Annotated in this window: 13 protein-coding genes and 3 pseudogenes; 9 read left to right on the forward strand and 7 right to left on the reverse strand. The window is 66.1% G+C overall.

The annotated features are described in order from the left end of the window. The first annotated feature begins 8 nt into the window (after positions 1-8). The 5 genes from ACFQBT_RS13220 to ACFQBT_RS13240 all read left to right on the forward strand — a co-directional run bounded on the left by ACFQBT_RS13220 (position 9) and on the right by ACFQBT_RS13240 (position 8,710). A complete protein-coding gene (locus tag ACFQBT_RS13220) occupies positions 9-527 on the forward strand; it encodes a hypothetical protein (RefSeq protein ID WP_377823322.1) in 519 nt (172 codons plus the stop codon). Positions 528-652: 125 nt separating this feature from the next. Then, positions 653-1,879: a hypothetical protein gene (locus ACFQBT_RS13225; RefSeq protein ID WP_377823324.1), complete on the forward strand. Its 1,227-nt coding sequence runs from the start codon at positions 653-655 to the stop codon at positions 1,877-1,879. Positions 1,880-1,944: 65 nt separating this feature from the next. After that, entirely contained in the window at positions 1,945-3,444 is a 1,500-nt protein-coding gene (locus tag ACFQBT_RS13230) for a hypothetical protein (protein WP_377823326.1), read from the forward strand. A 106-nt stretch (positions 3,445-3,550) separates the two neighbouring features. Beyond that, the gene (locus ACFQBT_RS13235; protein ID WP_377823328.1) at positions 3,551-8,464 is read left to right on the forward strand and encodes a hypothetical protein; all 4,914 of its coding nucleotides are present in this window, start codon (positions 3,551-3,553) and stop codon (positions 8,462-8,464) included. A 102-nt stretch (positions 8,465-8,566) separates the two neighbouring features. After that, positions 8,567-8,710, forward strand: a complete 144-nt coding sequence (locus ACFQBT_RS13240) for an Rv3235 family protein (RefSeq protein ID WP_377823330.1) — start codon at positions 8,567-8,569, stop codon at positions 8,708-8,710. A gap of 12 nt (positions 8,711-8,722) precedes the next feature. On the opposite strand, the pseudogene secA reads toward ACFQBT_RS13240, so the two are convergent. Next, positions 8,723-11,466, reverse strand: a pseudogene (gene secA, locus ACFQBT_RS13245) (preprotein translocase subunit SecA). A gap of 154 nt (positions 11,467-11,620) precedes the next feature. On the opposite strand from secA, the pseudogene ACFQBT_RS13250 reads away from it, so the two are divergent. The 4 genes and pseudogenes from ACFQBT_RS13250 to ACFQBT_RS13265 all read left to right on the forward strand — a co-directional run. Continuing rightward, positions 11,621-12,577 (forward strand): annotated as a pseudogene (locus ACFQBT_RS13250) (GNAT family N-acetyltransferase); the annotation flags it as partial. A 113-nt stretch (positions 12,578-12,690) separates the two neighbouring features. Further along, the gene (locus tag ACFQBT_RS13255) at positions 12,691-13,779 is read left to right on the forward strand and encodes a GNAT family N-acetyltransferase (protein WP_377823332.1); all 1,089 of its coding nucleotides are present in this window, start codon (positions 12,691-12,693) and stop codon (positions 13,777-13,779) included. 61 nt (positions 13,780-13,840) lie between these two features. Continuing rightward, on the forward strand, positions 13,841-14,206 hold the full coding sequence (locus ACFQBT_RS13260; protein WP_377823334.1) for a flavin reductase family protein: 366 nt from the start codon (positions 13,841-13,843) through the stop codon (positions 14,204-14,206). Then, positions 14,203-14,418 (forward strand): hypothetical protein, encoded by a 216-nt coding sequence (locus ACFQBT_RS13265; RefSeq protein ID WP_377823336.1) that lies wholly within the window; start codon positions 14,203-14,205, stop codon positions 14,416-14,418. Before ACFQBT_RS13260 ends, ACFQBT_RS13265 begins: the two co-directional genes overlap by 4 nt. A gap of 10 nt (positions 14,419-14,428) precedes the next feature. Here the strand turns inward: ACFQBT_RS13265 and ACFQBT_RS13270 are convergent. The 6 genes and pseudogenes from ACFQBT_RS13270 to ACFQBT_RS13295 form a co-directional block, all read right to left on the reverse strand. Further along, positions 14,429-16,413 (reverse strand): annotated as a pseudogene (locus tag ACFQBT_RS13270) (OPT family oligopeptide transporter). Positions 16,414-16,485: 72 nt separating this feature from the next. Continuing rightward, the gene (gene hpf, locus ACFQBT_RS13275) at positions 16,486-17,148 is read right to left on the reverse strand and encodes a ribosome hibernation-promoting factor, HPF/YfiA family (protein ID WP_377823338.1); all 663 of its coding nucleotides are present in this window, start codon (positions 17,146-17,148) and stop codon (positions 16,486-16,488) included. A 194-nt stretch (positions 17,149-17,342) separates the two neighbouring features. Continuing rightward, entirely contained in the window at positions 17,343-18,128 is a 786-nt protein-coding gene (locus ACFQBT_RS13280; protein ID WP_377823340.1) for a ComF family protein, read from the reverse strand. A 54-nt stretch (positions 18,129-18,182) separates the two neighbouring features. Then, entirely contained in the window at positions 18,183-19,274 is a 1,092-nt protein-coding gene (locus ACFQBT_RS13285) for an LpqB family beta-propeller domain-containing protein (RefSeq protein ID WP_377823342.1), read from the reverse strand. Further along, a complete protein-coding gene (locus tag ACFQBT_RS13290; protein ID WP_465252298.1) occupies positions 19,223-19,975 on the reverse strand; it encodes an LpqB family beta-propeller domain-containing protein in 753 nt (250 codons plus the stop codon). The genes ACFQBT_RS13285 and ACFQBT_RS13290 overlap by 52 nt, the downstream gene beginning before the upstream one ends. Then, complete coding sequence (locus ACFQBT_RS13295) at positions 19,975-20,730, reverse strand: ATP-binding protein (RefSeq protein ID WP_377823346.1); 756 nt, start codon at positions 20,728-20,730, stop codon at positions 19,975-19,977. The genes ACFQBT_RS13290 and ACFQBT_RS13295 overlap by 1 nt, the downstream gene beginning before the upstream one ends. Positions 20,731-20,739 lie beyond the last annotated feature (9 nt).

Here is a 20,739-nt window from a genome sequence, read left to right on the forward strand (position 1 = left end):
TTGTCTCCATGGAGGAGAGCACCGCGCCGGACGAGTTGCCGGTTGTCACCGCGTTACGCAAGCTGTCGGTGTTCAGCGCCGACCAAGGGGGTGCCTACCGCGAGCACTTCGCTCAGGTTGCACATGCACTGGGCGACGACGTGGACACCAAGCTTCGCGCTTACGTATCCCGATGGGCGCAAAGCGGCAAACCCGGCACTGTAATCCTCACCGGGAACGCTGGCACCGGAAAGACCGCCGTCGCGGAAGCATACTGTCGCGCTATTGGCACCACCTTGCCCGAGCAGGACGCGTTGCAAACCGTGGCCCCCGACGGCGCGTTGTTAAAGACTTGTCCGGGCTACCCGACGCCACCAGTCGCGCCGAGTGTTTGTCCGAAGCGCTGGACCGGGAGAGCCAACAGACTCTTGTATGCGCCAACGAAGGGGTCTTACGCGACGCGCTGGCTGATCGGCCTGACGCGACGGCGTCCAGTCTTCTTGAGGAGGCACTTCGTCAAGGCGCGTCCAGAGCCGACGGGCTGGTAATCGTTAACCTCAACCGTCAACGCCCCACCGGACCCCAGTTGTGGGGTCAGCTATTGGATTACGTCACACGCGACGAGTTGTGGCGCGGATGTGCAGACTGCCCCTTTGACCTCGGGGGTTGTCCGATGCGCGCCAACGCCCAGCAACTGCGTCGCTCCGAGGTGAGAGAACAGTTGCGCACTCTGGTGCGCCTCGGCACGGGAGAGGCTGTGCCGACGCTGCGCGAGGTTCTTGCGGTGCTGTCGTGGGCGATCGTGGGCGATCAAGACTGTGATTCGGTGAAAGACGCGTTTCGCGACCGAGGTGCATCAGCCCATCACGCTGTTCACGGCTACTTCAGCCGTGTCCTGGGAGGTGGGCTTCCGCCCGCCTATTCTGAGCGATCACCCCTTCTGACGGGCATGAGGCGCTCAGGGCTTGGTTTTGTTAGTGATCTGGAGACCGATGGATGGCTACGGGACACTAACGGGGCGCCCCTCGCTGTTCGAGTGTTGGCGGGCGACCCGGACGCCACCCGCCCTGACGAGAGTGAGCGAGACAAAAGGGGGCCACTAGCCGGGTCCATTTCGCCACTCGACCGGGTGTCAACCACCCAGGGCGAGATGACGTTCTTCGCCCTTGGAGAGATGGTGAGCACCGACGAGGATCCCGAACGCGTTTCCGATGGGCTCACCGCCCTGGTTCGTGGCGACGGTAGCTCCGGCTCGGCCGCTGAGGTGCTCTGGAGGCAGCGCGTCTACTTCGAGGCGTCGGACGCGCTGGGTGGTTCCGACGAGACGGCTCGCCGTCTGCTCGATTTTGGCCATGTGGTCGAGTTGCTCGCTCTTGCTGAAGTTGCGGCGCTGGACGGTGACACCATCTTGGCCGTTAGCGACCTGATCCGCGGTTTGAATTTCCTCGTAACCGGGTTCGCCAGCCCAAGCGAGGGGCTCATCGTGCCCGACCCAGCCTGCTTGTTCGCTCGCGATCCCGGTTCCTTTCGCCCGGCGCGACCATCGCTAGTTCATAGCACAATTCGGCCCGACGAACTGCGGCTACAAGTACCGGACCGAGGTATGGTTCGCGAGATCCTCGACGTCGACGATGTAGACGTCGAGCTGGTGGTTTCTGGCCAGCAGGATCTTGTCCTTCGGATCACACCCCGAATGTATGAAGCCATCCGGGAAGCAGCCGACTTTCAGGGTCCCGTTGGCCAAGGGGTGGCCGAGATGAACGACCTTCGGGGCTTTTACGGACGGCTTGCTCAACACGTCACCAACGAAGCTGTGCTTCGGGTTGCTGACCCAGATTCCTCACCACCGGCGTTGGTGACGATAAACCTGCCACAGTTCGCTCCACGGGCGGGCCTGTAATGCCACCTCAGACTCCGAACCAGTACCGGCTGAGCCCTGGGGCAATTGCCCGTCGACTCTTCTGCGTGGCACCAGATCGCGACGAGCGCGCGCCCTATCTTTGTGCTGAAACCCTGCTGACCCTCATCCAGAACAACTACGTTGCCCCTGCAGATCTTGATGATTTGCGCTCTCCGAAGCGCCAGCTATTCGCGGTGCGGAGCCTTGCGCTCGGCGTAAATTTTCTCGGCGGTCGACGCAATGAGCGAGCCGCGGACGGGGGCACTACTCCCGAGGACTATGGGGAAATGCTTGCCAAGGGCAGCGACTTGCGTGGGTCAGCGAACCTGGCTCTGGCACAGCAGGCGCTGCAGGGCCTTGTAGATCCCGAAACCGAGCGTGGCGAGCAGGCCGGCTCAAAGCTACTGCGCCCATTTCACGAGTCTCTGCTGTGGTTCGACGCGCGTCGGAGTGGCCGCAACTCGAGTCTGTATACAGTACGCAAAGTTCACATGCGTGGCACAGGAATCACACTCGCTCGGATGCTCCTCGATCCCCCGGACCCCGACAGCGCCCGCCTCGGACAAGTGACGGTTAAGGCCATAAAGCAGGCGCTCACAGCGCCTACACCGCTGGCCTTGATCAGCGATGTACTCGAAAATGCGCTTCCGCCCGATCAGGTGTACACCAATCGGCCTATTGACATAGAGAAGGACGAAAAAGACGCCTGGACCCTTGGAGCGGACCCACGACTGGCCGAGCTGTGCAGCCGTCTATGTCGTCACGCAGAAGGCGTCATGCTGCAGGGCCACGCGAGCGATCCTGCAAAACTATGGCAACTTCGGTGCATCTTGGCCCTTGACTTCGCCGTGCACATCTTACGCACCGCATGGGAAGCCACCGCGACGCCGGACGAGGATCGGTTCCTGCTACTGAGCTTCGGTGGCGCACCCCGAGCCGGGGACGCCCTACGCCAGAAGTCCGAAGACTCCTATGCCCGAGCAAGAATCCGACTTGGCGAAGCTACGGTAGCCACCCTGGGGCAGCGCATGAAGGAGCTGAAAACCGACCCCTCCGTCAAGGGGTTCGCAGGCGAGTTCCGCGACGCTGCCCTTCGTTCCGATACAGATAGCGTCGCGAGCCAGCTGGAGGCGCTACCGGTAGACGCGCCCGATTCCGAGTATGCACGGCTCGCGCGCGTCGCAGCTGAGGTGTCTACTAGTTACGGCCGTGGGTCGGAGGACGGATTCCGTGTGCTTCTGGAATCTGTGGGCATGGTCAGCGGGGGCAGCCGTTACCGCTACCTAACCGCCGGCACTGATCTGCTCGCTGCGATGGTTGGTGCCCTATCTGCTCAAATGCCAATGTCTAGCCGCGACTTTATGAACGAAGTGCGCAAGGAATGGGGTCTCGTGATCAACCTGGAGTCGGCGGCCGATACGTCGCTACGAGACCAGCTCGACGGAGCTGACCTCGCACGCAACGTCCGGCTCGCCGAACGACTCATGAGCGATGCGGGCCTGGCACTTGGCCTATCTGACCGGACAACCATCGTCGGCGAGCGTGCCGATAGGCGGCAACCGTGAGTAGCCGACTTGGCGGGGCACTAGCTGCCGAACTACGTGATCGGCTGCGCGGTAACGACAAGAGCTTCGTGCTTCTCGAAGAATCCCCACATCCGTCGCAGAGGGCATGAGTAAGGTCTGGGATGACGCAACAATGCCGCAGCTTGCCATCGTTTCAAGCACTCCCAACTTGTTTGGCCGTCACGCCATGCGCCAGGGAGTATCAGGTACCCAATTGCGCAACCGGACGGACAAGGGCTGGCGTGGCGTCGTGCTCGTCCTGTGTGAAGGGGAACAGGTTCCCGACCAGCAATCGCTTGGATTATTCGAGCCGCTGTCACCCAGCGAACTCCTCAACTCGCCAGCTGGGATCGCCTTGCTGTCGCAACAGGCGCCTCCAGTCGCCCTTGATGGGAACGCTCGGCACGTGCGCTCAGCGATCAACGAAGCGCCGTTGGCCACTCGACCAAGCCCCGTCGCCGTCGCAAACTACCTTGACCGGTTAGCTGCTGGCGAGGATGCGCTCGAGGCGCTGCCGACGATCGGGGCTTACCGCGATTCGGTGGCTCCGGGAGTTCGTATCGACTCCTCTCGCATCTCGGACAATCTGTCTCTTGCAGCACGCCGTACCAGCGACGAGTTACTGCGAGCCAGCGCCTTCGCGGACCTGCGCAAGCGGGCCGAAACGGTAGCGCGTCGACGACCTGGCGTCGACAATTCCGATGCGCGCGCCATTGCCGACGACGTCATGGAGCAGCTACAGGCCGGTAGCCCCGACCTACTGAAAACGCTGCAATATGACGAAGCTCGAGAAGTCTTCGATCAACGGCCTAGGGGCCTGCCTGAAACCGTTAAAGAAGAGATGCATGATTTCCGCGCCCGCCTAGCTAAGGACAGTCAGGCTATGGCGCTGCCCTGGGGACGCTACGAACGTCGCGCAGATCAGTTGCGCGGTGGCGCCGATCAGCGCGACGCTGCGCAGGATCTGTGTGCGCTAGACGATGCCCAGCAGAAGGCCGTTTTTACTCCGAAGACCCGCCGTAAGCTTGAGCGGCTGATTTTGCGCAATCGCTCCATTTCGGGCAGTAACCCGTCGTGTCCCGAGGCCGCGCTCGTCCAAGCGGCCGAGCATCTCGGTGGCCTAATTCAGCGGGTCCAGGTCATAAACCCGCCCAAGCCCAACGACGCTAACATCCACACCCCAACGGGAGCTGGTCGCGCCATTACCTTGGCCTGTGCGCGACTGCGGCTTGGAAAGCTCCTACGTGCCTGGGGCGCCGCCGGTGGTGATGTAGATGGGCTGCTGTTGCGCTCTGCACGTGGCGATGACCAAGACGACCTGGGCGATGTATTGGCCGCTTTCACGGATGCCGGACTGGACGAAGGCGCGCGACTACCGACGCTGCAACTGCGCCTGTATGACGACAGCGACAACACCGTGCAGGTCGACTGGCGACCGGATCTTGACGACGCGGCAACCCTTCGGACCGCTTTGCTATTCGCTGAGCAGCCGGTCCTGTCCCTGTATTCGCCGGTTGAACCGACCTTGCACTCAATCTGCGGCAGCCAGGAGGCGATCCCCGATGCCTCCGTCGCGCCCAAGCTTGCCCATCTGGCGAGCTATCTGCAGCAAACCGCCGAAACAAGTCTCGAATATGGCCTTGACCCCACAACGTTGAGCGCCTGGACGTCCACATGGACTGACGCTTGCCGCGCGGCCGAACTGGCCGGCGACACTGACACTGCCGAAGCCCTCGCCCTCGCTGGTGCTGTTCGCGGCCCGGGCAAAGCGACTGCGTTGACCCCCTTCGCACCTTTGAAAGCTGAATGGTTGGCGCAGTACCTCCAGGCGCTATGGGGGCTAATTAACCGGGCCGAAGAGCCCGGCGAAGACCGTGTGGAGCCAACCGCCGCCGTCGCCACCGCCAGCGGCATTGCCCGAACCACCGCTGCCCACCTTCCGGCACACCTACGTCTGTCCAGTTTCGACCGAGCTCTGCTGCCTACCAGCGAGGGACGCATCTGGAGCCTATTTGGAGGGGCCTCGAGCCGCGACGAGAGCGGATTTGCTGGGGACGCTCTACGTTCAGTCGTCATTCAGCTGTTGCGTTTGCAGCCCGAGGCTGCTGGCCACCTGCGCTGTCTAGCCTGGGGACCAGGAGCAGCGGACCTGCTCGTCTCGCAAGCCGTCGGACTGATCGGCACCACCATCGACCGCACGCAGATCCGGCGCATTGAGGTCTTCTGCGTTGGCGACAACCCAGCTTCTCGCCCTGACCGCAGCACTCTTGAGTACGCCGACGCAGAGCTTAGGAGCGAGCGCGACGTTCTGGAGTTGCGCTATATCTCCGACCTAGACCGCGCGCAGCAGTTGCTCAAACCCGGCCCTGAGGCGCCAGCAGTACATCTCGCCTTGGTCACTGGACTCACGGACGGCGGCAACCGACTAATGGTGGACTCTCGTGAGGTTGAGCCGCCAGCCGAGGACGCTGAAGTATTATTCGCTCCCCGCGTGTGGCAGCGACCCCGCCAGGATCGTCGAACCTTGCTGATGCCCCCGGCCACTTCCCCGTCCGGAATCGCGTGGCTACGACTGCAAAATGCCATCGAGGACAGCTGGCCTGAGCCCGGCAATCGCATTCAGGTGCCCGAGGTGCGTACCGGCGCAAATGAGGTCTCGGCGCAACTGCGCCAGATCCATGACTTGGCTCTATGGGTAGCTACGCTGGACCGCTACGCGACCAGGGACAGTCTCGAACAAGCACTTGGCCCTGAAAACGTGGCCATCCTGCACCAGCAAAAGCGTCTAGGCGGAGACAGCCCCCTATCTTTGGTACTTAGTCAACGATCTGGAGGCCCTGCCGACCGCGCTATCGGCCGGAGCCTGCGTGGCGCCGGGATCATCCCCAATCGGGATCTGGCTCTCTCTGTCGGCACGAAACTTCGAAAGGTCGCGAGCCAAGGCTACGGAATTCTTGCTTTGCAGGCAGCCACCAGTGGGGCTGGCATCAACGAGCTCGTTGGCCACGTCGTTGCTTTCAGTCTGCTGGCTACCACCACTACACCCTGGCCACTGCCTCCGGACTGTCGCGTTCTGCTCGTGAGTCTGGACGAGTACCGGCATTGGTTTGGCGGTAAACGTGCCGATCTACTTGCTATTGCCCTCGATAAGGCCAATGAGGCCGTCCACGTCGCTGCAATAGAGATCAAAGCCCGACGCACCGATGCCGATATTGCAGGGCAGGACGCCCTCGACCAGCTCAACCAGACCCTGGCAGCCACCCGCTGGGCCGCCTACCCAATTCAGGGCTCGGTGCACAGCCGCCTGTGGCTTAATCGCATCGCTGAGGCCGCATATGCAGTCGCCCGCGAATCACGCTTCAAGCTCGATGAGGCTGAGCTCCGTGCTCTGGAGAATTTTCGGCTCGGACGTGGCAGCCTCGAATGGGCTGGCCTCGGGCTGGTGTTCGGGCCACATCTCACCCAGCACAGCAGAACCTTCCGGATCGAAGTCGAGCGCGACATTGTGCCCGTCGTCATTCTCAATATCCCACTGACCCAGCAACTTCTAGAGCGCGCCACCGACACACGACTCACAACGCTGCGGACCGCCAACACGGGCAGGGAGCCGCTGTTGGCCAGCACCCGTACGCGTCGCAGGCCCGAGGCGGGTTCGGGGAATAATCGCTCCAGGGAGGCAGGAGACGAAGAAGGAGCCGCAGAAGCTCCTGCAACGACGTCACTTGCCGACGGAAGCGTCGACCAAGTCGGCGCAAACACAAGATCCAGCGCGCCCAGCGCCGATCTGGCAGGCGAAGAGCTGACCTCTGCGGTTGGAATTATCAACGGCGACACCCTTTCTCGGACTGCCGAGACGTCAGATTCGACCCGCGATGCCTCCTCGGGGAACCTCAGCAGCGGCATCCTCCGATCATCGTTCGTTGCTCCAGTACTCGGCTGGGACGCCGCCACTGGCGAACCGGTGTACTGGCACCCTGCCGGCCACCAGCAGAGCGTGTTGCAGAACGGCCACATGGAGGTGTGGGGCTCGTCGGGAATGGGCAAGACCCAGTTCACAATGGCCCTTCTTGCGCAGCTCTCCCGTCACGGGGGCACACACTTCGGCATCGCCGACTTCAAAAACGATTACAGCGACCAGAACGGATTCCCTAAGTTCGCTGATGCCAAGTTCCTGGATCTGTGGAACGAGGGTGCGCCGTACAACCCCCTGGCGTTGGACGACACGAACGGCGCCGACGCAAGCGACCGGGAAGTGCAGAGCGTAGTCATTGAATTGCGCGATGCCGTCGAAGAGGCTTTGCGGTCGGTCAATACTCGCCTAGGCGCGCGCCAGCGCGAAAGGCTCAAGACCGCGTTAACGTCCGCCTTCGACGTCCGTCGCAGCGAGCACCGCTGGCCAACGCTGCAGACCCTGGACGACCACCTTGATGCCGACTTGCAGGGCATACTCGGCGACCTCACCGGCAGCGCCCTATTTGGCGCTGGTGAGCCACTTGGTGACGTCGTCGACCAAAATATCGTATTCGGTCTGAATAAGATCCCGGGCAATGGCGCTACCACCGTGTTAGCCGCTGGATTCATCTTCTCCGCTTTGTTACTGAAGGTTCAAAGCCTTCCACCGGTGCCCAACACCATTCGATATCTCGTCGTCGTTGACGAAGCGCACCGCGTCGCGCCCTTTAAAGCGGTGCAGGTCATGCTGCGGGAGGGGAGGTCAAAGGGCCTTGCAGTCATCCTCGCCACCCAGGGACCTGGCGATTTGCCAGATGAAGTCGCACTTAACGCTCAGACAAAAATTTGCTTCGGCCTCGATCCAACCGTTGCCACAATGGCCGCCAGGCGACTTGACCCTGCCGACCAGCGACTACCCGAGCAGATCCGCGCCTTGGGCGCTGGCGAAGCGTTCGTGAAATTCTCAGGCGAACCACCACGTTTGCTGCGCATGGCACAGGCGTGGCGTGATGCAAAGCAGCTCGGTTTGCCGTCTCTGGACCCGCAACCTACCGGTTCTGGTCACTGACCCGAGTTAGATCATCCCACCGCGATGAAAAACGGTGGACTGAGTACATCTGGAGATGGCGGCAAGCTGGCCCAACACCGCTAGCTGGGAAGTTTGACGCTCGTGAGCGACCACGCCTGCGAACCGGCCGACGGGGTCGCCGAGGTGTGCCTGGTCGTGCAGCACGAGGGCAGAGTGCGGGCGGTCGCCGCGCGGCTGTCCGGAGTGGACGGACGCTGGCTGGTCACCGCCCTGCAGATCGGCTGAGCGTACGCCGGGTCAGGACTTGGTCGACGCCTTCGGCTTGGTCTGTGCCTTCTTGTCCGTCTTCTTGTCCGAGCGAGCCTTGGCCCGGCGCTGCTGGCGGGACAACTTGCCCTCCTGCGCTACGGCGCGGCCCTCGTCGTCCATCGCGAACGACTCCGCTTCTCCGTCCTCATTCGGAGCAACCATCGTCAGGCGCTCCTCCTTGGGCTCGGGCAGGGACGCCTCGACCTCGGCCGGGTCGATCTGGGCGTTGAAGAGCAACCGGACGGTCTCCTCCTTGATGGCGTCGTTCATCGCATCGAAGAGCAGGAAGCCTTCGCGCTGGTACTCCACCAGCGGGTCGCGCTGCGCAAACTGGCGCAGTCCGATGCCCTCCTTGAGGTAATCCATCTCGTAGAGGTGCTCTCGCCACTGCTGGTCCAACACGGTCAGGATGACGCGGCGCTCGACCTCGCGGGTAACCGCCTCCCCCAGGGCCGCTTCACGCGCGTCGTAGGCGTGCTGGGCATCGGAACGCAGTTCCTCGGCGAGGTGCTCGGAGGTGATTCCCGCGCGGCCGCCGACCTCGTCCTCCAGCTCGGCCAACGTGATCGAGACCGGGTAGAGATCCTTCAGGGCGCTCCACAACGCGTCCAGATCCCAATCGTCGGAGAACCCTTCGGCGGTGGCACCGGCAACATAGGCATCGATCGTGTCGTTGATGAAGCTGCGGACCGACTCCTCCAGCTCGACACCTTCGAGCACCTGGCGGCGCTCGCGGTAGATGGTCTCGCGCTGCCGGTTCAGGACGTCGTCGTACTTCAGGACGTTCTTGCGGATCTCGAAGTTCTGGCTCTCCACCTGGGTCTGCGCGCTCTGGATGGACCGCGAGACCATCTTGGACTCCAGCGGCACGTCGTCGTCCATCCCGGCGCCGGCCATGAACCGGTCGACCAGACCGGCGTTGAACAGCCGCATCAGGTCGTCCTGCAGCGACAGGTAGAAACGGCTCTCCCCGGGTCGCCCTGCCGCCCGGCGCGGCCGCGCAACTGGTTGTCGATGCGGCGCGACTCGTGCCGCTCGGTGCCCAGCACGTACAGGCCGCCGAGCTCGGTGACCTCCTCGCTGGCCTTGGCCACGGCCTTCTCGGCCTTCTTCAGCGCTTCGTCCCAGGCCGCCTGGTACTCATCCGGAGTCTCCTCCGGGTCCAGGCCCTGCTTCTTCAGCGCAGCGACCGCGATGAACTCCGGGTTGCCGCCCAGCATGATGTCGGTGCCTCGACCGGCCATGTTGGTGGCCACGGTCACGGCGCCCTTGCGGCCGGCGTCGGCGACGATGGATGCCTCTCGCTCGTGCTGCTTGGCGTTCAGCACCTCGTGCGGAATCCCTTTGCGGCGCAACTGCTCTGAGAGGTATTCGCTCTTGTTGACGCTGGTGGTGCCGACCAGGACCGGCTGACCTTCATGGTGCCGCTCGACGATGTCCTCGACCACCGCGGCGAATTTGGCTTCCTCGGTGCGGTAGATCAGGTCGGCCTGGTCCTTACGGATCATCGGCTTGTTGGTCGGGATCGTGACGACGCCCAACTTGTAGATCTGGTAGAGCTCGGCCGCCTCGGTCTGGGCGGTACCGGTCATGCCGGACAACTTGTCGTACATCCGGAAGTAGTTCTGCAGGGTGACGGTCGCCAGGGTCTGGTTCTCGTTCTTGATCTCGACGCCCTCTTTGGCCTCGATCGCCTGGTGCATGCCCTCGTTGTAACGGCGGCCGGCGAGCATACGACCGGTGTGCTCATCGACGATCAGGATCTCGCCGTTCATGACGACATAGTCCTTGTCCTTCTTGAACAGCTCCTTGGCCTTGATCGCGTTGTTCAGGTAGCCGATCAGCTGGGTGTTGGCGGCCTCGTAGAGGTTGTCGATGCCCAGCAGGTCCTCGACCTTCTCGATACCGGGCTCCAGGATGCCGACCGTCTTCTTCTTCTCATCGACCTCGTAGTCACCGCGACCGGGTTTGCCGTCCTTGTCCTTCTCGGCGCGGTCCAGACGCTGCACGATCTTGGAGAACTCGACGTACCACTTGGTCGCGGCGTCGGCCGGGCCGCTGATGATCAGCGGGGTCCGGGCCTCGTCGATCAGGATCGAGTCGACCTCGTCGACGATCGCGAACCGGTGGCCGCGCTGGACCAGTTCGTCGGTCGACCAGGCCATGTTGTCGCGCAGGTAATCGAAGCCGAACTCGTTGTTGGTGCCGTAGGTGATGTCCTTGGCGTACTCGACCCGTCGCTGGTCGGGGGTCATACTCGCCAGGATCACGCCGGTCTCGAGGCCGAGGGCGCGGTGCACGCGACCCATCAGCTCCGACTGGTAGCCGGCCAGGTAGTCGTTGACGGTCACGACGTGCACACCCTTGCCCTCCAGGGCGTTCAGGTAGCTCGGCAGCGTCGCCACCAGCGTCTTGCCCTCACCGGTGCGCATTTCGGCGACGTTGCCCAGGTGCAGCGCCGCTCCACCCATGATCTGTACGTCGAAGTGTCGCTTGCCGATGGTGCGCTTGGCGGCCTCGCGGACCGCCGCGAACGCCTCCGGGAGCAGGGCGTCGAGGGTCTCCCCGTCGGCGAGACGCTTCTTGAACTTGTCGGTCTCCTCGCGCAATTCCTCATCGGACAGCGCCTCGAAATCCTCCTCGAGGAGGTTCACCTGGTTCGCGATCGCCTGCAACTTCTTGAGGGTGCGGCCTTCACCGGCACGCAGCACCTTCTCGACAACCTTGGGCACAAGCTCTCCTGCAATGAGTGGACAGACCTACCAAGACTAACGGGCGTGGGCCGCATCACCGTTCCCAGCACGAAACCCGGGTGCGCAGGCGGACGCCGCGTGGTTGCCTACAGGGGTGGACGAGGCCTACCTGACTGCGACCGTGCCGGTGCTGATGGGCGACCAGGTGACGCTGCGCGCACACCGGCCGGGCGACGTACCGGCGATCGTGGCGATGTGCACCGACGAGCGGATGCGGCGCTTTGTGCCGCTGCCCAGCCCGTACGCCGAGCCGCAAGCCTGGGGCTTCCTGGACTCCGTGGTCGCGGGCTGGCGGGACGACTCGATCCTCACCTGGGCCATCGATGTCGATGGGACCTTCGCCGGTTCGGTGAATCTAAAACTGGTGGCGCCGGGGACCCGGGAGATCGGCTTCAGCCTGCACCCGGCGTACCGCGGGCAGGGCCTGATGACCCGGGCGGTGCGGCAGGTCTGCGATTACGGCTTCGACGGGCTCGGCCTGGGCACGATCCTGTGGCGGGCGGCGGTCGGCAACTGGGCATCACGGCGGGTCGCCTGGGCCAACGGTTTCACCGTGGACGGCTCCTGGCCCGCAAGTCACCCGGTGGGTGACGGCGACGTTGCGGGCACCTGGTTCGGGCACCGGCACGCGACCGATCCGGGCGAGCCGCGACTGCCCTGGTGGGAGCCGGCGACCATCGAGGGCGACGGACTGCGACTGCGGCCGTGGCGGGAGTCGGACGCGGCGGTGCGGACCGACGACGCGGAGACGGTGCGGTTCTGGGGTCGCGCCGCGCCGGGTCCGGAAGCCTTCGCCGACGTATTGACCAGCCAACAGGAGCGGATGGCGGGCGGCGAGGCGGTCTTCTGGTGCATCGCGTCGGGCGACGATCGGGCGGTCGGCGGCATCCAGGTGGTGAGCATCGCGACTCGCGAGCGCTGGGGTCGGGGCCGGGTGGCCTACTGGTTGCATCCGTCCGCCCGGGGGCACGGAATCCTCGGCCGGGCACTTGAGCTCCTCATCCCGCACGCCTTCGGCGAACTGGGTCTGCAGCGGCTGGAGGCGGGCGCGGACCAGGACAACCGCGCATCGCTGCGAGCGCTGCGCCGGGCCGGCTTCCGGACGATCGGCACCGAGAGGGACGCCCTGACGTACGGCGGCACCGGGTCTCCGACGCCGTCCAGTTCGAGCTGTCCGCCTCCGATGACCGTGACGTGCAGCGGGTGTCACCGCGGATCGCACCGGTCCTGCAGACGAAGCGGTTGCTCCTGCGACCGTGGCGCGCCGACGACGCACCGCGGCCGGGGCAGGAGCGGGACGAGATCAGCGAACGGTTCATGCCCGCCAATGCCCAGCCGGGGCCGGCGATGCCGTGGGATCAGTGGTTCGCCCGGCGACAGCGCCTCACTGACAGCGGCGAGATCGTGTGCTGGTGCATTGCCGACGCCGGCACCGACGAACCGCTCGGCGACATCCTGCTCTTCGGGTTCGACGAGAACATCCGCGGCAACGCCGAACTGGGCTACTGGCTGCACACGAACGCACGGGGCCACGGCTACGTGGACGAAGCGGTCGAAGAGGTCGTTCGCTGGGCGTTCGAGCAGGGCGGCGTCACCCGGCTGCACGCGGGTACGGACACCGACAACATCGCCTCGCAGAACGTGCTGCGCCGGGCGGGTTTCCGGCAGTGGGGCAACGACCGGGCGAACTGGACCCGGATGGACGGCACCGCCTCCGACGGGACCTTCTTCGAGTTGCTGGTCAGCGATGACCGGGACGCCCAGCGCGCCGTACCGCCCCCGACGCTGCAGACCGACCGGGTGTGGTTGCGCCCGTTCTGCACGCGCGACGGCGAGCGGATGACGCAGGTGCAGGCCGACCCCATCACCCGCTTGTGGTTCAACTCCGAACCGCGGACCGTGGCGTTCAACCGCGAGCGCGCCGCGCAGCGGTCGCTGATCGATCGTGAGCGTTGGGGTATCTGGTGGGCGATCTGTGCGCCAGGCAGCGACGAACTCGCTGGCGGCATCGGGATCCAGAACATCGAGAACGGCGAAGCCGAGATCGGCTACTGGATGCATCCCGACGCACGCGGCCAGGGTTTGATGACCGCTGCGTTGCGCGAGATCACCCGCTGGGCGTTCGCCGAGGGCGGTTTCCGGCATCTCGCGGTGCAGGTCGCCGACGGCAACGCGGCCTCGGTGCGGGTGGCTCTGGGCGCGGACTACCGGCCCGTGGGCGCCTGGCACCAGCGTGAAGTCCTCGGCGACGGAAGGGTGGTCGATCTGCTGGCCTTCGACCGGGTGCCGTAGCGTCCCCGTTCGTGAGCGAACGCATCGAACGGTCGGCCGCTGACGTCGGCAATCTCTACTCGTGGTTCACGGCCAGCCTCATCCCGCGGGCTATCGCCTGGGTGTCGACGATCAGCGCCGAGGGGTGGCGAACCTCGCGCCGCACTCCTTCACCACGGTGGCCGGCGTCGACCCGCCGACGTTGTGCTTCGTGTCGGTCGGTGCGAAGGACACGCTGGCCAACGTGCGCGCCACCGGGGAGTTCGTCCTGCAGATCGGTTCCTGGTCGCAGTTGGCCCAGATGAACGACAGTGCTACTCCGTTGCCGATCGACGAGGACGAATTCGCCTCGGCGCAGATCGCCACCGCGCCCAGCAGCGCGGTGCGGCCTCCCGGGTCGCCGACGCGCCGGTCGCGTTCGAGTGCCGCGCCAGCGGGGAGCACGTGATCGGCGACTGCGTGATGGTCTTCGGTGAGGTGGTGCATCTGTCCGTCGACGCGGCCGTGGTGGCGGACGACGGACTGCCCGACGCGCGGACACTGGACCCGCTCGCCCGGCTCGGCCGCAGCGAATGGGGCCGGTTGGGAGAGGTGTTGGCGCTGGACCGGATCACCTGGCGGCGGTGGCAGGAGGGCGAGCGCTCGGCCCGCACGGACTGACCGCTACCGACTACTCGACACTCGCCGCGATCGTGCGGGTGCGTGCGTAGAGCCAGGCGATCAACCCGGCGAAGACGATGACGCCGAGCCAGTTGGCGATGGTGGCGAAGCCATCGCCCACGATTGCCAGCGGATCGTCGTTGCCGGTGGCGGCGACGATCCCGGCGAACACCACGCCGTACAGGCTCTCCCCCACGATCAGGCCGGTCGCCATCAGAATGCCCAGCCGCTTACGGAATTCGGCGTTTGGCCCGCGGGCGGCCCAGTTGTCGTAGATCCGGCCGAGGAAGGCACCGATCGGGATGATCAGGGTCAGTGCCATCGGCAGGTACATCCCCATACCGACGGCCAGCGGCGGCAACCGCAGGTTCTTGGTCGTCTTGCCCAGCACCTCGTCGATGACGATCACGACCGCGCCGATGAGCACGCCCAGGCCGATCAGCGACCAGTTCAGCGAGCCGCCGAAGACCCCTTGACCAGTGCGGAGATCAACGCCGCCTGCGGCGCGGCCAGTGCATCCGCCTTCGCCCCGGGCGCACCCTGGAACCCGAAGGCGGTCTGCATCAACTCCAGAACCGGCGGGATGATCAAGGATCCGAAAGCGACTCCGATGATCAGCGCGACCTGCTGCTTCCACGGCGTGGCGCCGACCAGCTGCCCGGTCTTGAGGTCTTGCAGATTGTCGTTCGAGATCGTGGCCACTCCGAAGACCACCGCGGTCGTGAAGAGGGTGTAGGCGACCAGGGCCTCCAACTCGTTGCCGCCGGCGCCGCCGTAGGTCACCTTGATCAGCAGGGCGGCCGTGATGGCCACCAGGATGCCGACGCCGGAGATCGGGCTGTTGGACGAGCCGATCAGGCCGGCCATGTATCCGCACACCGCCGCGATGAGCAGCCCCGCCACCAGCACGAAGATCACGCTCACCGCGATGATGCCGCCGGCGCTGCCGGCCAGAGGGGTGTCCCGGACGAAGTCCCACAGCAGCAGGCCGATCGGGATCAGGAAGAGCACCGACACAGCGGCGACGATCTGGATCGGGATGTCGCGTTCGGTGATGTCGACCTCATGGCCCGTACGCCGCTCGCGGGAGGAGGAAACCGCCTCCACCACCCCGCGCACGACCGGGCCGATCAACTTCACCAGGGTCCACACGGCCGCGATCGCGATCGCACCGGCTCCGACGAAGCGCACGTCGGAGGCGAAGACGCCGCTGACGGTGTCCATGATGTCGCCGGTCGCGGGCACCTTGCCGCTGGTGCGGATCGGCAACAGCACGAAGAAGGAGATGACCAGGCCCACGAGCATCGCGATACCCACGGTGACACCGACCAGGTGACCCACGCCGATCAGCGCCAGAGAGAGGCTGGCACCGAACATCGTGCCGCCGGACCCGACCCGGAAGGCAGCAGCCAACGAATTGCTGACCACCTTCAGCGACGCCAGCAACGAGAAGGCCGCGGCGGACACCGCACCCATGACGATGACCCGAAGACCGGCCTTGCTCTCCTCGGCACCGCCGCTGCTGTCGCCGACCTTGAGCACCTCGGCGCCGGCGACGCCTTCGGGGTAGGGCAGGTCGGAGCCGGTGACCAGCGCACGTCGCAACGGGATCGAATACATCACGCCGAGAGTGCCGCCCACGGCGCAGACGGCCACGGTGATCCAGTAGGGGAAGCCGGTCCACCAGCCGATCATGATCAGACCCGGCAGGACGAAGATGATGGCCGACAGGGTGCCGGCCGCCGAGGCGATGGTCTGCACGATGTTGTTCTCGACGATCGAGTGATCGGCGAAGTAGCGCAACACCGCCATCGAGATGACCGCGGCCGGGATGGCCGTGGCGAAGGTCAACCCGACCTTGAGGCCCAGATACACGTTCGCCGCGGTGAAGACCAGCGTGATGATGCCGCCGAGAATCACACTGCGGACAGTGAGTTCACGTACCTGCCCTGCTGCCTTGGGGGTTTCGGTGCTCGTGGTCACCTTCCTCACCATAGGACCGCCGACTCATCGCGTGCACGCAAACGTGCCCACCCCGCGACGGGGTGGGCACGTTTGCGGGGTGGTTCAGCCGGCGACCAGTGAGTCGGCGGACTCACTGCGATCGTTGGTGACGGCCTCGATGTCGAGGTGGATCACGCCGTACGACCAGCCGCGTCGGCGGTAGACGACGGACGGCTTGTCCGTGTCGGCGTCGTGGTAGAGGTAGAAATCGTGCCCGACCAGCTCCATTTCGCGCAGGGCTTGGTCCACCGTCATCGGTTCGGACGCGTGCACCTTCTCGCGAAGTTCGATGGGGCAGCCTTCGTCGCCGCCGACCTTGCGGATGTGCTCGGGCAACTCATCCGGGACGGGCTCCGGCGGGGCAGCGATCTCATCCAGCACGGTGGCAGCGTCGCGCAACGACTCGGCGCTCTTGCGGCCGCGGTGCACTACCCGCTTGTCGTGCCGCCGGCGCAGCCGCTCGCCGAGTTTGGTGGTCGCGAGATCGAGCGCGGCGTATTCGTCGCCCGCAGCCGCCTCCGCGCGGATGACCGATCGCTTGGCGTAGCACGTGATCTCGATGCGCTCAGCTTCCTTGGCCTGTCGTGGATTCGCCTCATGGGTGAGAACCACGTCGCAGCGGGTGACGCGCGGGTCGAGCTGCGGGACCTTCTCGAGCTTGTCGGCGATGTGGCGACGGAAACGTTCGGGCACCGTGACGTGACGTCCGGTGATGGTGATCTCCATAGCGACCTCCTAGGGCCGTGGTGTCGGTGATTCGTCGCAGGCGGGCGGGGCCGCTGGTCGCCTGATCACCTCCCGGTCCGGGAGCAGTCGCACCCCTCCGCCGGCACGTGGCCGACGGTGAGGTTCTTCATGTCCCGACGGTAACTCGCAACGCCTCGTGACGGAACCGTTATGCGGCGCGTCGTGGCGGTTGATCAGGCCTCGGACAGGTTCGTCCCGGACGCCGGACCACGCCGCACCGCGGCACGGGAACCGGTCGTGGTCCGCGGCGTCGCAGCCAGCGTCACCGCGACCACGTGCACCACGCCGACCGACCGCAACGCCCGCGCCGATTCCGCCAGGGTCGCACCGGTCGTCACGACGTCGTCGGCGAGCAGGCAGACCCGGCCGGACAGCTCGAGCGCGGCCCGCGGCCGCACCCGGAGGGCACCGCCGAGGTTGCGGGCCCGCTCGCTGCTGGACAGTCCGGCCTGGTCGCGCACCCGGCGCGCGTAGCCGAGAGCATCGATCACCGGGAACGCCGGGTCACCGTCCAATGCCGTGACCACCAGATCGCGCAGCGGGTCCCGACCGCGGGCGCGCCGGGCGGCCGGACTGGACGGCGCCGGCACGACGTACACCGATCGGCCCAGCGAATTGTGCTCGGCGACAGTGGGATCTGCGCTGCCGGCCACCGCGATAGCACGGCCGAGCCACGCACCCAACAACCCCCGCAGGTCGGTCCGGCCCTCGTCCTTGTACGCCGGCAGGAGGCGGCGGACGACATCGGTGTACGGCGTGCCGGACCACGCAGGTGGGAACCCGTTCGGGCAGGGGTCGGGCACCGAGCGGAACGGAGGCAACCGCGATGCCTCACGTACTTGCAGCGCGCACAGTGCGCAGATCAGCACCCCCGGCTCCCCGCACCCGGCACACCGACGAGGCATGGCCAGATCGGCCACTTCGGCCAGCAGTGTCGTCACCCCGCGTAACCACTCCACACCGGCCAGCCTGCCGGTACGGCGCGCGATCGGCCCGGCGGCCTGTGGACAACCTCAGGTCCCCGGGACCACCAAGCCGGTCAGTCCGCTCACCGGCGACCAGGTCGCTCCCTCATGGATCAGGACGCGGTCGTCGGCGGTGATCAGGTACACGTCGCTGGGGCCGTCCCCCACGCCGCGGATCGCCGCGAGCTGTTGGGTGGGGACCTGCCCGAGATCCTCCAGCAGACCGCCGATCGGCACCTGGATCGCGTGCACGGGGGCGTTGTCGGAGGCGCTGCGCGCCAACGCACCCACCGTGCTGTCGTCGAGCCAGGTGACGTCACGCACCTCCGACAGGCCGTCGCCGACCCGCAGCGGTGTCGACAGCGCCGTCGGATTGCCCGAGGTGTCACGCACGATCGCGCAGACCTCGATCTGGGTGCCCCCGGAGGCCGACCGCACCACCAGGGCGATCCGGTTCCCGTCGGCGGATACCGCGACCGCGGTGATCGTTGCGGCCCCGAGCCACGGCACGTCGACCGGCTGAGGTGGTGCGGACTGCGGCGGATCGGTCGCGGACACGAACCACACGGTGGAGCCGGCCTCGCCCGCAGCGGGGGTCAGCGGCGTACCGGCGATCCAGATCTCCGTCGGGGCGCGGCTGGCGAAGCTGGGTCTGGTCAGGTTCGTTCCGAACACCGGCCGGGTGTACTGCCGCCCCGCGACCCAGCGCGACATGGTGGTGGCATCCTTGGACACCCCCGCCACCTGCCGCCCGTCGGCGGACGCCGCCAGCTGGGTCCAGGTCTGCGGGACACCGGGCAGATGCACCGTCGTGGTCCCGCTGGCGGGGGCGCCGGACGCGGCCGGGTTGAACCACCGCAACTGACCGCCCGACCGGCCGATCAGATTGGGGCGATTGACCTGGACCACGGTGTAACCCAGATCCTCCGGCGTCGTCGGACTCGTCGGCAGGTCGGGCGTTTCCAGCCGCGCCGCGCCGTCGACGGTGATGAGGACCGAGCGCACACCGCGGGTGAGCGACAGCGTCGCCAGCATCTGGGCCCACAGGGCAGTACGCTGCGCCGGCGTGGCACCGAGAGCGGCCGAGGTCAGATCAACCGTCGCCACACCGGTCGAGGAGTCCACCGGGACGGCATCCACCCGCAGCAGTGTCCCGGGGGCATTTGCGCGGTCACGATCGGCGCAAGATAGGCCGGCGGCGGCCGCAGCACGGCCCGCGCCAGCGCGGTCGTCAAACCGCCCAGGGGGAACCAGCGCACGTCCGCAACCAGCGTCTTGGTAGCCGGGACGGCGTAATAGACCCGCTGGGCGGTATAGCTGACGTCGAAGTCGTCTTCACTGATCCACGCGCCGAAATCCTTCGGCAGCGCACCGATCCGCCACTGTCCGTCGACCCTGCGCATCGTGAAGGAGCCGGTCCGCGTCTGCGGCGCCGCCGTATCGCGCAGCCGGCCGTCGCCGTCCAGCAGCGCGGTTTGTCGGGCGGTCACCGAAACGGTCTGCGCATCGGTCATGGAGTCGACGAAGTCGCGCTCACCGGTGTTGATCGACAGCTCCGTCTTGGGATCCCACGTCGCCGAGGCACCGCCGGTGAGGAACTGCCGGGCGACGGAGTAGTCGTCGGTCGCGTAGGCGTTGGCGCGCAGGAACCCGCGCACGATGTCGCGGGCCGACGCACCGCGCGCCGGGCCGGGCGGGCGCACATTGACCACCGGAGCCTGCTCCGGCGCGATCGAGGCACGCGCCTGCACCGGACTGGTTGCGGGCAATCCGCTGCAGGCGCTGAGCGCCCCGACCAGCACCAGGGCTAGGAGGGTGATGACGATCCGGGTACGCCGCATCACGACTGGCCGCTCCCCTCGCCCCGGGGTGCGATCCCGCTCACGAGCGCGCTGCCGATGGTCAGGCTGTTGCCGGGCGGCATCACGCGGCCGACCTCCGAGTCGTCCGGCGCCAGCGGAAGCGGCGAACGAGCGATCGGGACCCCGGGACGGGTGGGCAGCGTCAACCGGAAACAGGCCCCGTTGCCCGGCTCACCCCACGCCTGCAACCAGCCGTCGTGCATCCGGGCGTCCTCCAGCGAGATGGCCAGCCCCAGCCCGGTGCCACCGGTCGTGCGGGCACGCGCCGGGTCGGCCCGCCAGAACCGGTTGAAGACGCGGGCCGCGTCCCCGGGGGCCAGGCCCACGCCGTGATCGCGGACGGTCAGGGCGACGGCGGTGTCGTTGCATGCGACCGCGACGTCGATGGGTCGTCCCTCCGCGTGCTCGATGGCGTTGCTGACCAGGTTGCGGACGATCCGCTCGATGCGGCGTTTGTCCATCGGCGCTATCGCCGGACGCCGCGCTTGCAGCCGCAGACTGGTGTGAGCCCGCGCGGCCAGCGCGCTGGACGCGTCCACGGCGCTCGCGGCGATCTCGCGCAGATCGGTGGGTTCCAGTTGCAGAGCCGCCGCCCCGGCGTCGAACCGGGAGATCTCCAGCAGGTCGGTCAGCAATCCTTCGAAGCGGTCCAGCTCGCGGCTCAGCAACTCGGCCGACCGCGCGACCGGGGCCGTGAAGTCGTCCCGGCTGGCGTGGATCATGTCCACGGCCATCCGGATGGT

This window comes from Branchiibius cervicis (assembly GCF_042661605.1).
GTDB lineage: Bacteria > Actinomycetota > Actinomycetes > Actinomycetales > Dermatophilaceae > Branchiibius > Branchiibius cervicis.